Genomic DNA, 13,426 nt, shown 5'->3' with positions numbered 1-13,426 from the left:
AGTAAATACCCGAGCCTATCCCTCGAAACGGCTCAAGAACTCACGCGTGCGCCGCTCGCGCGGATGATCGATGACCTGCTCGGCAGGACCCTCCTCGACAATACGACCGCCATCCATAAAGACCACGCGGTCGGCAACATCGCGCGCAAACTGCATTGCGTGGGTCACGATTACCATCGTCATATTCTGCGCGGCCAAATCCTTGATGACGCGCAGCACCTCAGCCGTCAGCTCTGGATCGAGCGCCGAGGTCGGCTCATCAAAGAACAAGATTTCCGGATCGAGCGCCAGGGCGCGGGCAATACTCACGCGCTGCTGCTGACCGCCCGAAAGCTCGCAGGGTACCTTGTTCTCGTTACCCGTAAGTCCCATCTGTGCAATAAGCTCGTGTGCGCGGGCTTCCGCCTGCTCGCGTGGGCGCTTAAGCACGCGGATCGGAGCATCGGTGATGTTTTTCATCACGGTATAGTGCGGGAACAGATTGTAGTTCTGAAACACCAGACCAAACCGCGAGCGCGCCTGTTTAGGCACATCGCCCTTTGCGTACACCGCGCCCGAACCCGCATCCGTCGCGACGGCAAGGTCGCCAAACGAGAGCGAGCCACCATCGAGCGTCTCGAGCAGCGTGGCACAGCGCAGCAGCGTGGACTTACCGCCGCCCGAAGGTCCGATAATCGCCACGACCTCGCCACGCTTTACCTCGAGCGAGATGTCCTTGAGCACCTCATTGCCGCCAAACGCCTTGCGAGCGCTTTCGATTTTCATCACCGAGTTAGTCATGATAATAGTCCAGCTTCTTTTCGGCGGCGCCCAACAGCATCTCGACCACAAAGTTAAAGACCCAGTAAATCAGCGCCGCAATCGCAAACGGCACCATGCTCACCTGCGAGGCAACCAGCGCCTTGGCGGTCGAGAACATCTCGCCCACGCCAATGGCAAACGCCAGCGACGTGTCCTTGACCAGCGTGATGATCTCGTTGCCCATCGCCGGCAGAATACGCTTGGCGACCTGAGGCATCACGATATACAGAAACGTCTGCACGCGCGAATAGCCCAGCACCTCGGCAGCCTCGTATTGACCGCGCGGAATGGACTGCAAGCCCGAGCGATAGATCTCGGCAAAGTAACCGGCGTAGTTGATGATGAACGCCACGACGCATGCCGTCCATTTGGAATCGGGCGTGAGCGAGATGCCGAACACGTAGTACGGGGCAAAGTAGATGGCAAACATCTGTAGCATGAGCGGCGTACCGCGCATGACCGAAATATAGATGCGCGCGATCCAGCGAAGCGGCGCAATTTTGCTCATGCGCATAAACGCCACGGGGATTCCCAGCGGAATCGACCCGAGTAGCGTCAGCACAAACAACTGCAAGCTGACCAAGAATCCCTGGCCAAGCATCTGCATCATGACCTGAATAGACATTACTTGAGCACCCAATTATCGAAAGATAGACCATAGCTTGAATACTTATCGCACAGGTCCTTGACCGTGCCGCCCTCGTAGAGCGCCTTGAGTGACTCGGTTACAGCATCGGCCGACTTGGTGTCGCCCTTCTTAAAGCCGACGGCGTAGTGCTCGCTGGACAGCGGCTTGTCGAGCTGCGTATAGGCATCGGGCTTGGCGGCCAGCTGATACTGAGCGATCGAGAGGTCACAGGCAACGGCATCGACCGCACCACTCTCGAGCTGCATAAACGCCGTGTTGTACTCACCGATGGTATCGAGCGTGGCAAACGTCGCGGCCAGATCCTTCTGGTCGCCCTCGAGCACATCCTGCGTAGCGGAATCAGTCTGGGTAATCACGGTCTTGCCGGCAAGATCGTCCCAGCTCTTGATACCCGCGTCCTTCTTGACCACGAGCACCTGCTCATTGAGCATGTACGGCTCGGAGAACGTGTAGTCGTCCTCGCGACCCTCCATGGTAAAGCCGTTCCAGATGCAGTTGATGGCGCCTGAGTTAAGCAGCGTATCCTTGGCGTCCCAGTCGATGGCCTCGTATTTGACCTCCCAGCCCTGCTTATCGGCAACAGCCTTGGCCAGATCGAGATCAAAGCCGGTGTACTCGCCATCGTCGCCCACAAAGCCGTACGGAGGATAGGACTTATCAAAGCCCACCACGAGCTTCTTGGACTCCGCAGCGCCCTTCACATCCTTGGCCGCGGCAGAACCAGCAGCGGAGCCCTTGCCGGCACCACCGCCGCAGCCGACAAGACCAAGGCCGAGCACCGTGGCAAGCGAACCGGCTAGACCAACAAACTGACGACGAGACATATCGCTATTCATGGTATTCCCCCTCGATAGCACTTTAGTTAGGTAAAGTGAGTCATGTAACGTCCAGAATCATACACTTTACCTTGATGGAGCACAAGGTTGGGGTTGCCCGGCGCGGGCTTATCACTGACAGGAAATGGGCGCTTGCATATCGCCCGCTGGCTTGGCACGGTACAATGCTTGCAGCTTTTAATTCATGAATTAGTGGAGTTATTGATGGCAGAATCTCGTGCGGAGCGTAAGGCTCGTCGTGCTTTGATCGAGGCGGCTGAGGGGTCGGAGGAGAAAAAATCTTCTACGAAATCCAAGTCGTCTCAGGATGCGAAGGGTAAGTCGGCCAAGGGCAAGGCTAAGGCCAAGCGCCCCAGTTCTCGTCGGAGCGAGGATAAGGCATCTCAGACTCGCTCCAAGCGCTCGCATAAAGATCCGGTTTCGTCTGCGCGTAAGGTTGTGGACCCCAAGTCTCCCTGTTCGATCATGAAAGCTTGCGGTGGGTGCACGGCGCTCAATCGTCCTTATAAGAAGCAGTTGGCGGCCAAGCAGGCTGCTATGGAGGAGCTGTTTGCTGAGCTCTGTGAGCGCGAGGGTGTTGCCGTTGATCCCATTCGCGGTATGGGTGTTACCCTGGGCGACCCGGGCAAGTATCCTGCGCCGCGTGGTTTTCGTCATAAGGCTGCCACTCCGTTTGCTCCCGGCAAAGAGGGCGCTGTCCGCTGCGGCTTTTTTGAACGTGGGACACACAGAATCGTTGCTGTTCCTGAATGCCCTGTCGAGGCGCCGGGCGCTCGTCAGATTCTCAACGGCATCGCTCGCGAGGCCGAACGTCTGCATATTCCCGCCTTTAACGAAGACAAGCATCTTGGCTTGCTTCGCTATGCCGTCGTTCGTTGCGGCTGGCGCACCGACCAGATCATGGTCACGCTCGTGACCGCTCAGCGCGACTTGCCGCATGCGCGGGAGTTCTTTGAGGCCGTCGCGGCGCTCGATCCGCATATCGTCACCGTCGCCCAAAACGTCAACGGACGCCCCGGCAATGCCATCTTGGGCGAGGAGACCCGTATCGTCTATGGCGCCGAATGCATGCGCGATCAGCTGCTCGGCTGCGACTTCGACATCTCCCCCACCGCGTTTTATCAGACCAACCCGCAGCAGACCGAACTGCTCTATCAACTCGCCATTGACGGTATGGATCTGCAGCAGGGTGACGTACTCATGGACGCCTATTGCGGTAGCGGAACTATCGGCCTGTGCGCAGCTAAAGATGCCCAGGACAAAGGTGCCGGCATTATGCTGCTCGGTGTAGAGCGCAACCCCGCCGGCATTGCCGACGCACGTCGCAACGCCGAGCTCAACGGCCTTACCCGTAACGCATGGTTTATGGCTGACGATGCCACTGACTATATCCTCGATGCCGCCGATAACAACGAGCGTGTTGACGTTCTCTCCATCGACCCGCCGCGCGCCGGCTCCACCCCCGAGTTCCTCGAAGCCGCCTGCGCACTCAAGCCGCGCCGCATCACCTATATCAGCTGCAACCCTGTGACCCAAGAGCGCGACCTGCACCAGCTCCTCGACGGAGGCTATCGCCTGCTCAAGATCACGCCCGTCGACATGTTCCCCCATACCGACCACACCGAAACCGTAGCGGTCCTCGAGCGCCGCTAATCCACCCCGGTAGATTTTCGAGACAAGAAAGGGGGCGGCCCGTCTGGACCGCCCCCTTCGCTTGGTTTATGAACTCCGCTACATCCCCTTGCGCAGGTCACACACGCCGGCTGCCGCCATCTCGCGCAGCAGCGTCTCGCGGTCGCGCGTCACGATCAAATCCAGCGGGAAGTGAATCTCGTCGAGCATCTTGCGCGCGTGATCGAGCTTGCCAATGGCCATGCCAATGTGGGCATCGGTCGACACGCCAATACCCACGCCCAGCTCGGCGCAGCGCTCGGCGATCTTGCGGCATACGGCCCAATGCTCAGTGTCGACACCGTGTTCAAGACTATGGTTGTTGATCTCGATGATCTTGTGCTTGGCCTTGGCCGCCAACAGCACCTCATCGATATCGAACGGCACGCCCGAACGACCCGCATGCCCAAGCATGAACACCTTGGGGTGCTCCAGGGCATTGATGTACATCTGGGTCGTTTGGGCGAGCGTCGCGCCTTCGGCAAACTGCGGGTTATGCACGCTTGCCACCAAATAATCCAAATTACGCGTCACCAAATCGAACAGCGAATGCTCACGACTATACGAATCGCCGGCGATATCGAGCGAAACGGGAATGTCTTCGCCAAACAAGCTGCCGTCCAGCGAAACGATATCAGCCTCGGCACCACGCAGCACCAGCACGCCGCTCCAAATGCGCGGCCAGATATCCTGGTTAATAAAGAATTGGAAACTGCGCAGGTCATTGGGACAAGGCGTAACCATCGAGCTTAAATGATCGGCGGAACCGAGCACCTGAAGGCCGCGCTCTGCCGCCCAATAGATGTTCTCCTCAATGGTTGAGTACGCATGCGCAGAGAACATCGTATGAGTATGAATATCACAAGAAAGAAGGTAGGGCATCGGGTCTCCTTGTCCAGTATGGCCGTCGCGTATATTCATTGTACGCATAGCTTTCGGCAGTCGTAAAACTGCTTCATCCCAATCACACAACGGCATAGACAACGGGGTCTGGCTTAAAACCAAACCCCGTTTCACGTAAAACATTGTAAGCAGAGCGCTTTACTTTCGACGATATTCGTCGGCCAGCTGCTTCCAGGCAGGCAGCGAGTTGACGATTGTCTCATAGCTCACGCAGTAGCCCAGGCGGAACCAGCCCGGCATGCCAAAGCTATCCGAAGGCACCGCGAGCAGCTCATACTTCTTCGCGCGCTCGCAGAAGGCGTTTGCATCGGGCTCCAGCGCTTTCACCCACAGGTAGAACGCACCATCCGGCTCAACATAGGTGTAGCCGTACTCCGCTAGTGCGTCGGTAAGCGCGGTGCGGTTGCGCGCATAGGCCTCAACGTCACTCGGCTCATCGATGCAATCAATAATCACGCGCTGGAAGAGGGCCGGTGCGCACACGAAGCCCAGCGTGCGGGCGGCACCGGCAACGGCCGGCATCAGGCGAGCAGCCTGCGGATTGGTATTGGGAACCAAAATCCAGCCCACGCGCTCGCCCGGTAGCGAAAGCGACTTGGAATACGAGTAGCACACGATGGTGTGCTCGTAGATCGAGGGCACCCAAGGCACCCCGGCACCGTACACGATCTCGCGGTACGGCTCATCAGAGATGAGCATAATCGGATTCTCGGGATCGCGCTTGGCGTTGACCTCGCGTAAAACATTGGCCAGTCGCGTCAGTGTATCGCGCGTATACACTGCACCGGTCGGGTTGTTGGGTGAGTCGATAATGACAGCCGCCGTCTTTTCGCTGATCGCCTTGAGCACGTTGTCCACGCTCAGCTGGAACATGTCTTCATCGGCGAGCGCCTCGACACACGTGCAGCCGGCCTTCTCAATCCACACGCGATACTCCGGAAAGTACGGGGCGATAACAATAACCTCGTCGCCCGGGTTCGTAACGGCGCTGAGAGTACAGGTGAGCGAAGCTGCGGCGCCCACCGTCATAAAGACGTCCTTGCCCTCATAGCTCGTGCCAAAGCGGCGGTTGAGCGATTCGGCGACGGCTGCTCGACATTGCGGCAGGCCCGGCGCGGGAGTGTAGCCGTGCAGCTGGTCACTCGGCAGCTCTAAGGCCTTCTTAATGGACTCCGCCACGGCAGCGGGCGCCGGAACACTCGGGTTGCCCAACGAAAAATCGAATACGTTCTCCGCACCGATCTGCGCCTTGCGCTCTAGACCATAGCTAAAGATCTCGCGGATGATGGAGCTTTCCGCACCACGAGCATACATAGTTTCGTTGATCATCTGTTCCCCTTTCGCATAGGCGCTATTGTACGCTTTAGCCGAGCAAAGTGCCGCAGCAATGTGGCCCAAAATTTATCGGCTTCACCAGTAAGCGCCGGGCAGCCTCCAGGGTGTTGATTGGGGACAGACTTAAATGCGTGAAAACGCTCATTTAAGTCTGTCCCCAATCAACAGACGGCCCCATATCGCTCAAAAGAAAAAGCCTCCGCAGGTTTCCCCGCGGAGGCTCTCGTTAGAAGGACTATTTGTCGGCGTCGGTGTCGGCATCAGCATCGACGACGGCATGGTCATCGTCAGCATCATCGGATGCGGCTTCGGCATCCTCCTGCATGGCCGCCTGCGCAAAGGCCGCGGCATCAGCCGCCAGCTCCTCCTCGCTCATGCGAGGCGCGCGCTTCTTGGTCGGCATGCCGGCCGCCTTGGCATTGCGCTCCTCCTTGGCCGCCAGGATATCGCCCTCGCGCTCAAGGTAGGCATCCCACTCGTTGTCGAGCAGGGCGTTCACGGCATCACCCTCGACGGTCTCGCGCTCAAGCAGCACCTTCGCCATCAGATCGAGCTGATCGCGACGGACATCCAAAATCTCGACCGCTCGGCGATGGGCTTCGCGCATGATGCGCTGAACCTCAATATCGATGCGGCGCGCCGTCTCCTCGGAGTAATCCTGGTGATCGGCGTAATCGCGACCAAGGAACACCTGATGCTGCGCCTCGCCAAACACTTGCGTGCCCAGCTCCTCGCTCATGCCCAGACGCGTAACCATCTCGCGCGCCATCTTGGTCGCGCGCTCCAGGTCGTTGCTCGCGCCCGACGTGATGTCATCGCACATGAGCTCCTCGGCAACGCGGCCGCCCAAGAACACGGCGAGCTCGTCGAGCATCTCGTTCTTGGTCTTGAGGAAGTGGTCCTCCTGCGGAAGCTGCAGCGTGTAGCCCAGAGCCTGGCCGCGGCTGACAATCGAAATCTTATGAACCGGATCAGAGTGCTCCAGGATGTGACCCACCAGGGCATGGCCGCTCTCATGGTAGGCAATCGTGGTGCGCTCGGCTTCGGTCATCACGCGACCCTTGCGTTGCGGTCCGGCAATCACGCGTTCCATCGACTCCTCGACCTCGTCCATCGAGATCACGGAACGATGACGGCGAGCGGCCAGCAGCGCAGACTCGTTGAGCAGGTTCGCCAAATCGGCACCGGTAAAGCCAACGGTCATCTGGGCGAGCTTCTCAAACTTAACGTCCTCGTCCATCGGCTTGTTCTCAGCATGCACGCGCAAGATCTGCTCGCGGCCCTTTACGTCCGGGCGGTCGACCGTGACCTGGCGGTCAAAACGACCGGGGCGCAGCAATGCCGGGTCCAGAATATCGGGACGGTTGGTTGCGGCGATCAGGATGACCGACTCGCTTTCCTCAAAACCGTCCATCTCGACTAGCAGCTGGTTGAGCGTCTGCTCGCGCTCGTCGTGACCGCCGCCCAAGCCGGCTCCGCGCTGACGTCCCACGGCATCGATCTCGTCAATAAAGATAATCGACGGAGCCTGAGACTTAGCCTCCTTAAAAAGGTCGCGCACGCGGCTGGCGCCGACGCCCACGAACATCTCGACAAAGTCAGAGCCAGAGATGCTAAAGAACGGCACACCCGCCTCGCCGGCAACGGCCTTGGCCAGCAGCGTCTTACCAGTACCCGGAGGGCCCACCAGCAAAACGCCGCGCGGAATCTTGGCACCCAGTTTGCGATAGCGGTCCGGATCGCTCAGGAAGTCGCGGATCTCCTCGAGTTCCTCGACGGCCTCGTCCACGCCGGCCACGTCCTCGAACTTGACCTTGGGACGCGTAGCCTCGTTAGTCTTGGCGTTGGTCTTGCCAAACTGCATGTTCCTATTATTGGCGCCCATCATCTGGCGCATAAAGTAGAACATGATGGCGATCAGGGCGATCGTCGGCAGCACGCTCATCGCCAAGTCGCCCCAAAAATCGGGGTCATTGGTGTTGACGATATACTTGGTGTCGGGGTGCTCCGCCATGAGCTCGGCAAGCGAATCGGAGCCGACATAGGTCGAGGAAAAGCTCCTGAGCTCGCTCGTGTCGCCCTTGTCCTTTTTCGTCTTCCAGTAATGACCCGCCACGCTTCCGTCTTGAACCGTATAGGTCAAATCTTCGACGCGATCCTGCTTAATGGCGCTGACCATCTCGCTCGTCGCGAGCTTAACGGTATTGCTGGAGCTGGCAAAACCGGAGCCCATATTAAAGAAGGCATAGCCCAGAAGCGCGCAAGCCAAAAGAAAATACAGCCAGCCCGTACGCGTGGGCTTCTTGCCTCCGGGCATCCCCGGGATCTTAGGCTCCCGGGGAGTCTGGGAATTGTTGTCGTTACGGTCGTCGGGCATCTTACGAATAAACCTCCGGTTTCAAAATGCCCAGATACGGAAGGTTGCGATAGCGCTCGGCATAGTCGAGGCCGTAGCCCACCACAAAGGCATCGGGGCAATGGGTTCCAACATACTTGGGCGTGATGGCCGAGGTGCGGTCCTCAACGTCCTTCCACAGGAAGGCAGCGACCTCCAGCGAGGCGGGCTTGCGGCTCTCAAGGTTCTTCATCAGGTACTTGAGGGTCAGGCCCGAGTCCAGAATGTCCTCGACGATCAGCACGTCGCGACCACGGATGTCGATATCCAGGTCCTTAATGATACGCACGATGCCCGAAGACTTCACACCGTCGCCATAGCTCGAAACAGCCATGAAATCGATGTTGGTCGGCAGCTCGATCTTGCGCATCAGGTCGCCCATAAAGACAACGGCGCCGCGCAGGACCGCGATCAACACCAGATCCTTACCAGCGTAGTCGCGCGTAATCTCCTCGCCCAGGCGAGAAACGATACCTTCGATATCCTCCTGCGTAAACAGAACCTTCTCGATATCCGGATGTTGAGAAGCCATGACAACCCTTTCTTGTGCTTAATCGCCCACACACCGCCGTATGGACGCGAACTACACATTCTAGCAGCGCACGGGGTATATTTTCCAGCCCGCGCATCATCAGCGCTGGAATACCGTCAACGCCGCACAGAAAAGCTGGTACGAGGGGCTAATCCGCGTCAACCACGCGAAGCAGATAGGCCACACGCGTCGCCGCCGTGCACTTAAAGCGTTCGTCCGCGCGAACTCCGGCGACCCACACCACGGCACCTCCCGGCGCCGTCCTCACCATGGGCACGCCGGCGCGCTCGGAAACGGGAATGCGAGCCTCTCCTAGCAAGTCGGATACCTTCTTGCTTCGGCCACTCATTCCTAACGGGCACATCACGTCTCCCGGTGCGGGACCGTCCACCCATAGGCGCGCCAATCGCGCCTCGGCAGGGATCTCGCCACGCGAGCCCGCCAGGATCCGCTCGCTATCGCTGTCGGCAAAACCCAGGGCAGCCGCGTCTACCAAAGCTGCCACTTCCCCGGCAGCCGCAAGCTCACGGGCGCGGCGCACGATATCGCATCCCGGTTCAACGGCCATCGGCTCTGCGACCAGCATACGTCCCCCGCCCAACGGCAAACGACCGGGTACGGTAACCCAGTCCGCGACCAGGCCCTCGCGAGCCACCGGAGCCTTAAACGCCAGCATGCCAAATTCGACGCGTGCGTCAATCCCCGCCGGAAGCGTGACCGAGCCTGCGCCCTCGGCAACGCAGGAAAGGACTCGCTCCACATGTCGCATCTCTGGACGAGCGTCCGGATCGATGCGTTTGATCGCCAGTCGCACGATGCGCCGCGCGATTACCACCTCGGCCGCAGCAAGGCGTCTGGCATCGAGCACTAGCGCACCCGCCGCCTCCTTGCGCAGGCAGCTTCGAAACGCCTGTGCCGACAGCTGGGATAGAAACGCATCTTCGTCACCAAGGATCTCGCAGGCGGCGCCAATCGTCTTGCACACGCTCGCATTACGCTGTGCCACCACTGGCATTACCCGATGGCGCACGTAGTTTCGCAGATACGAGATATCCTCATTGCTCTCGTCCTCACGCCACGGCTGACCATGTACCTGTAGATAGCCCACGAGCTCGCCATGAGTTAGGTCGAGCAAGGGGCGCACCACGATATTCCTCCGGTGAGGAATGCTCGATAGGCCAGCGGGCCCTGAACCCTTAATCGCGTTCATCAAAAACGTTTCCGCGCGATCCGAAGACGTGTGCGCGGTGCAGATACGAGCCGCCGTTCGCGGTGCCCCCGTCTGGGCGCAGAGCTCGCGAACATACCTCCGCGCCGCGGCATAGCGCACCTCGCGGGCCGCGGCCTCAATATTGCCCGACTCCCCATCAAAATAAGCGTGCTCCACGCACAGCGGTAAACCATATTTCGCGCAGAGCTCACGCACAAAGGCCTCGTCGCCATCGGACGCCTTGCCGCGCAGATGATGGTTTACATGCAGCACATGCAGGCGCTCGCGAGCAATGGGGGCAACACCGCGTCCGTCTTGGATATCCAGCTTTGATGTGCACGCCATAAGAAGCAGTGCCGTCGAGTCCGCGCCGCCTGATACCATGAGCACGACAGGAGCAGCCTGCTGCCTCGTCCGGGTCTCATCGACTGCCCCAGGCACGGCATGGTGTCCATAATGCTGAGATACCGTAGGCATTTGCTTCCTCCTCTATTCGTCCGCACCCATTGTATCCTTTGGAATCTTATGTCTCGTCTGCACCTTCATATCCTCGGCAGTGGCTCTAAAGGCAACTGCGCACTCATCGAGGGCCCGCAGGGGCTCATTATGGTCGATGACGGACTGTCTCGCCGCGAAACGCTCAAACGCATGGCGGAACTCGGACTGTCGGTAGACGACGTGTACGCCCTTGTTGTCACCCATGAACACAGCGACCACATCAAGGGGCTTGAGGTATGGTGCAAGCATTGGAATGGCCCAGTCTTTTCCAGCAGAGGAACGCTCACGTCCAAAGAAAGCCTCGCACATCTACCTGTCGAGGAATTCGACCCAGGTGACGCCCTCTCTATTGCCGGAGTCCACATTCAAACATATTCGACATCCCACGACGTCGTTAATCCCGTCGGCTACCGGTTTGACGCTCAGGGTGATTCAATTGGCTTTGCCACCGACACCGGCGAGTTGTCGAAGCATGCCATCGATACGCTCAAGGACTGTCGCATTCTCGCACTCGAAAGCAACCACGATGTAACCATGCTGCGTCAAGGCGACTATCCTCGCTTTCTTCAGGAACGTATCCTGTCTGTAAAAGGACATCTCTCCAACGATCAGGCCGCCGATGCCGCACGCGCGTTGGTAACCGATCGCACCGAGCAACTTATCGCGATGCACATTAGCCAAGACAACAATCGCCCAAGTCTGACCGTCAAAAGCTACGCAAGCTCCCTCGGCGCAACACTCGACAACGAACTTGGCAGCGCCGCCACCCGCGTTGAGGGGCTGCATAAACTCACAATACGTCCCGCCGGGCAATATCGGCCCATGACCATTCAATAGGCCAGCCCAAATAGAAAAGGGGGCCGGGAATCACTTCCCAGCCCCCTTAACGCAGGCACCGATGCTAATAGCCGATAGCGTTAGTCGATGGAAATCTTCGTAACGTTCTTCTTCTCGACAATCTTAGGAACCGTAACGGTAAGGATGCCGTCAGCGTACTTTGCAGAAAGGCCCTCGCTCGAAGCATCCTTCAGGTACACACCGCGCGTCGCGCTGTACGAGCTGAACTCCTTCTGCAGGAAGTTCTTACCCTCGTTCTCCTCGTCTTCCTCGACATTCACGCTAATGGACAGACGGCCCTCGTTAAGCTCGACATCGATATCGTCCTTGGCGACGCCGGTCAGATAAGCCTTGACCTCATAGCCATCGCCCTTATCCTCAACGTCAACGGGGAACGCCTTAGAGGCAATCGAGCTGTTCGCTAGGTCGCTCATATCATCAAAGAGATCAAACAACGAGCTAGCAGAGGGACGAACACCAAAGACCGAACGATAAGGAACCATGCTTGCCATGACTACCACTCCTTTAAGGGACTGCCGAGCCATCTTCCAGGTGGCAGGGACTTCGTTTGACGCTCTAATATATGCCCAACGATTACGTATATATACATTTTGCTATAAAGTTTTTTAAGTCTCTTTCTATAAGCATATCTAAGTCTGGTTGACTAAGGTTTTAACGAGGTTAAGGTTATTTGAACAGAGCCCTGAATACCAAATACGCGCCTGTCAAAACGAAGCAGGGGGCTTACAATGAGCGCATACTCGTTGTTAATGACAACCTAAGGGCATCATGGACGATCAGACCTCCGACAATTCGTTTGAGCCGCTGCAGAACGATAGTTCTGCCTACTCACAGCCCATACGCTACCATCGTCCCCATATTTCCCAAGAGCCCATTAGCGATGCAGAGCCTGAGTATGTAACTCGCAATCGATATCAAACCCTAGAAGAATCTCATTCAGCGCGTAGACACATGGGTGTCGCCTCGAGCGATCCGGTGTATCTAAAAGATGCCCCCTTATCCAAAAACAGCGCATGCAGCCAGGAGCAGACACAAACACCCACAAAGCAACATCGTAGAGGGCCCCGTCCCAAGCAAACTCTAACGCATTCCGCCCGCTATCTCGAGACGCCTAAGCAGGGGAAATCGATATTTACATCGTCAAACAGACGGCGCAGACAGCACCGTCTCCAAATTGCGCTCTTGATCATTGCCATCGTGGCAATCGCGCTGGTCATTTATTTTGTTTTCTTCAAATAGAAAAGGCTATTAGGCCATAGAGGCGTTTAGCTCATATCGACCAAACGCAAAAAAGGGGGAGGCCGCGAGGCCTCCCCCTTCTACATTCCCAATGGCGGCTCGGTGCCGTCCACCGGTCAGCGGCGCCCTGGCCTCCCACGGGCTGACCCCGCAGTACTCTCGGCGCGATGGGGCTTAGCTTCCGGGTTCGGAACGGGACCGGGCGTGCCCCCCATGCTCTGGCCGCTGACCGGTGGGCGGCGCCCACCGTTACGGTGTCCGGTGTCTCTTCACGTGCCCTGGGGGCCGCATGGCGCATAGGAAAGGTGACTCGGGGGCATCCTCGTGCCCGGACCGCGCATGAGCGCTTGTCCCGCGGGCCGCGAGGTGCGGTTCCGGAAGAGCTCGGGCGATTAGTGCGGCTCGGCTGAGGACGTCGCCGCCCTTGCACCTGCCGTCTATCGACCAGGTAGTCTACCTGGGCCCTTACCGGAAGGAGAACTAATCCCTGGAACGGCTT

Annotated in this window: 12 protein-coding genes and 2 rRNA genes; 3 read left to right on the top strand and 11 right to left on the bottom strand. The window is 58.4% G+C overall.

Going from position 1 to position 13,426, the window contains the following annotated elements; translation table 11 throughout:
• Positions 1–15 precede the first annotated feature (15 nt).
• From ACESSC_RS05520 to ACESSC_RS05510, 3 genes are read right to left on the bottom strand one after another with little or no spacing between them, the layout of a single operon-like run.
• Complete coding sequence (locus tag ACESSC_RS05520) at positions 16–780, bottom strand: amino acid ABC transporter ATP-binding protein (RefSeq protein ID WP_373161727.1); 765 nt, start codon at positions 778–780, stop codon at positions 16–18.
• Positions 773–1,426: an amino acid ABC transporter permease gene (locus ACESSC_RS05515; RefSeq protein ID WP_006235606.1), complete on the bottom strand. Its 654-nt coding sequence runs from the start codon at positions 1,424–1,426 to the stop codon at positions 773–775. Before ACESSC_RS05515 ends, ACESSC_RS05520 begins: the two co-directional genes overlap by 8 nt.
• Positions 1,426–2,286 carry a transporter substrate-binding domain-containing protein gene (locus ACESSC_RS05510; RefSeq protein ID WP_373161725.1) on the bottom strand — a complete coding sequence of 287 codons (861 nt, stop codon included), beginning with the start codon at positions 2,284–2,286 and terminating at the stop codon, positions 1,426–1,428. Before ACESSC_RS05510 ends, ACESSC_RS05515 begins: the two co-directional genes overlap by 1 nt.
• Positions 2,287–2,490: 204 nt before the next feature.
• Between ACESSC_RS05510 and rlmD the strand changes: the two genes are divergently transcribed.
• Complete coding sequence (gene rlmD, locus ACESSC_RS05505) at positions 2,491–3,939, top strand: 23S rRNA (uracil(1939)-C(5))-methyltransferase RlmD (protein ID WP_373161723.1); 1,449 nt, start codon at positions 2,491–2,493, stop codon at positions 3,937–3,939.
• A gap of 78 nt (positions 3,940–4,017) precedes the next feature.
• On the opposite strand, the gene ACESSC_RS05500 is transcribed toward rlmD, so the two are convergent.
• The 5 genes from ACESSC_RS05500 to tilS form a co-directional block, all read right to left on the bottom strand.
• Entirely contained in the window at positions 4,018–4,839 is an 822-nt protein-coding gene (locus tag ACESSC_RS05500; RefSeq protein WP_117629855.1) for a phosphatase, read from the bottom strand.
• Positions 4,840–4,998: 159 nt separating this feature from the next.
• The gene (locus ACESSC_RS05495; protein ID WP_373161719.1) at positions 4,999–6,189 is read right to left on the bottom strand and encodes a pyridoxal phosphate-dependent aminotransferase; all 1,191 of its coding nucleotides are present in this window, start codon (positions 6,187–6,189) and stop codon (positions 4,999–5,001) included.
• Between the two features lie 241 nt (positions 6,190–6,430).
• Positions 6,431–8,572 (bottom strand): ATP-dependent zinc metalloprotease FtsH, encoded by a 2,142-nt coding sequence (ftsH, locus tag ACESSC_RS05490; RefSeq protein ID WP_373161717.1) that lies wholly within the window; start codon positions 8,570–8,572, stop codon positions 6,431–6,433.
• A 1-nt stretch (position 8,573) separates the two neighbouring features.
• Positions 8,574–9,122 carry a hypoxanthine phosphoribosyltransferase gene (gene hpt, locus ACESSC_RS05485; RefSeq protein WP_118081750.1) on the bottom strand — a complete coding sequence of 183 codons (549 nt, stop codon included), beginning with the start codon at positions 9,120–9,122 and terminating at the stop codon, positions 8,574–8,576.
• Between the two features lie 148 nt (positions 9,123–9,270).
• Positions 9,271–10,809 carry a tRNA lysidine(34) synthetase TilS gene (gene tilS, locus ACESSC_RS05480; protein WP_250787217.1) on the bottom strand — a complete coding sequence of 513 codons (1,539 nt, stop codon included), beginning with the start codon at positions 10,807–10,809 and terminating at the stop codon, positions 9,271–9,273.
• A gap of 48 nt (positions 10,810–10,857) precedes the next feature.
• On the opposite strand from tilS, the gene ACESSC_RS05475 reads away from it, so the two are divergent.
• Positions 10,858–11,667, top strand: a complete 810-nt coding sequence (locus ACESSC_RS05475; RefSeq protein ID WP_118081752.1) for an MBL fold metallo-hydrolase — start codon at positions 10,858–10,860, stop codon at positions 11,665–11,667.
• 80 nt (positions 11,668–11,747) lie between these two features.
• Here the strand turns inward: ACESSC_RS05475 and ACESSC_RS05470 are convergent, their stop codons facing one another.
• Positions 11,748–12,179, bottom strand: a complete 432-nt coding sequence (locus ACESSC_RS05470) for an Hsp20/alpha crystallin family protein (RefSeq protein ID WP_035138719.1) — start codon at positions 12,177–12,179, stop codon at positions 11,748–11,750.
• Positions 12,180–12,456: 277 nt separating this feature from the next.
• On the opposite strand from ACESSC_RS05470, the gene ACESSC_RS05465 reads away from it, so the two are divergent.
• Positions 12,457–12,927, top strand: coding sequence for a hypothetical protein (locus tag ACESSC_RS05465; RefSeq protein ID WP_373161715.1), 471 nt, complete (start codon positions 12,457–12,459; stop codon positions 12,925–12,927).
• 114 nt (positions 12,928–13,041) lie between these two features.
• On the opposite strand, the gene rrf is transcribed toward ACESSC_RS05465, so the two are convergent.
• Together rrf and ACESSC_RS05455 are read right to left on the bottom strand one after the other, a co-directional pair.
• Positions 13,042–13,157, bottom strand: a 5S ribosomal RNA gene (rrf, locus tag ACESSC_RS05460).
• 141 nt (positions 13,158–13,298) lie between these two features.
• Positions 13,299–13,426, bottom strand: a 23S ribosomal RNA gene (locus ACESSC_RS05455); the annotation flags it as partial.

Source organism: Collinsella aerofaciens (assembly GCF_964243765.1).
GTDB classification, from domain to species: domain Bacteria; phylum Actinomycetota; class Coriobacteriia; order Coriobacteriales; family Coriobacteriaceae; genus Collinsella; species Collinsella aerofaciens_BU.
Note: the sequence above shows the minus strand (reverse complement) of the source record. Positions and strands in the feature narration are given on the sequence as shown.

Coding starts and splice junctions, on each gene's coding strand:
- ACESSC_RS05500 (WP_117629855.1), bottom strand. CDS start 4,839: ATGCCCTACCTTCTTTCTTGTGATATTCATACTCATACGATGTTCTCT.
- ACESSC_RS05475 (WP_118081752.1), top strand. CDS start 10,858: ATGTCTCGTCTGCACCTTCATATCCTCGGCAGTGGCTCTAAAGGCAAC.
- hpt (WP_118081750.1), bottom strand. CDS start 9,122: ATGGCTTCTCAACATCCGGATATCGAGAAGGTTCTGTTTACGCAGGAG.
- ACESSC_RS05465 (WP_373161715.1), top strand. CDS start 12,457: ATGGACGATCAGACCTCCGACAATTCGTTTGAGCCGCTGCAGAACGAT.
- ACESSC_RS05520 (WP_373161727.1), bottom strand. CDS start 780: ATGACTAACTCGGTGATGAAAATCGAAAGCGCTCGCAAGGCGTTTGGC.
- ACESSC_RS05470 (WP_035138719.1), bottom strand. CDS start 12,179: ATGGCAAGCATGGTTCCTTATCGTTCGGTCTTTGGTGTTCGTCCCTCT.
- ACESSC_RS05515 (WP_006235606.1), bottom strand. CDS start 1,426: ATGTCTATTCAGGTCATGATGCAGATGCTTGGCCAGGGATTCTTGGTC.
- tilS (WP_250787217.1), bottom strand. CDS start 10,809: ATGCCTACGGTATCTCAGCATTATGGACACCATGCCGTGCCTGGGGCA.
- ACESSC_RS05495 (WP_373161719.1), bottom strand. CDS start 6,189: ATGATCAACGAAACTATGTATGCTCGTGGTGCGGAAAGCTCCATCATC.
- rlmD (WP_373161723.1), top strand. CDS start 2,491: ATGGCAGAATCTCGTGCGGAGCGTAAGGCTCGTCGTGCTTTGATCGAG.
- ACESSC_RS05510 (WP_373161725.1), bottom strand. CDS start 2,286: ATGAATAGCGATATGTCTCGTCGTCAGTTTGTTGGTCTAGCCGGTTCG.
- ftsH (WP_373161717.1), bottom strand. CDS start 8,572: ATGCCCGACGACCGTAACGACAACAATTCCCAGACTCCCCGGGAGCCT.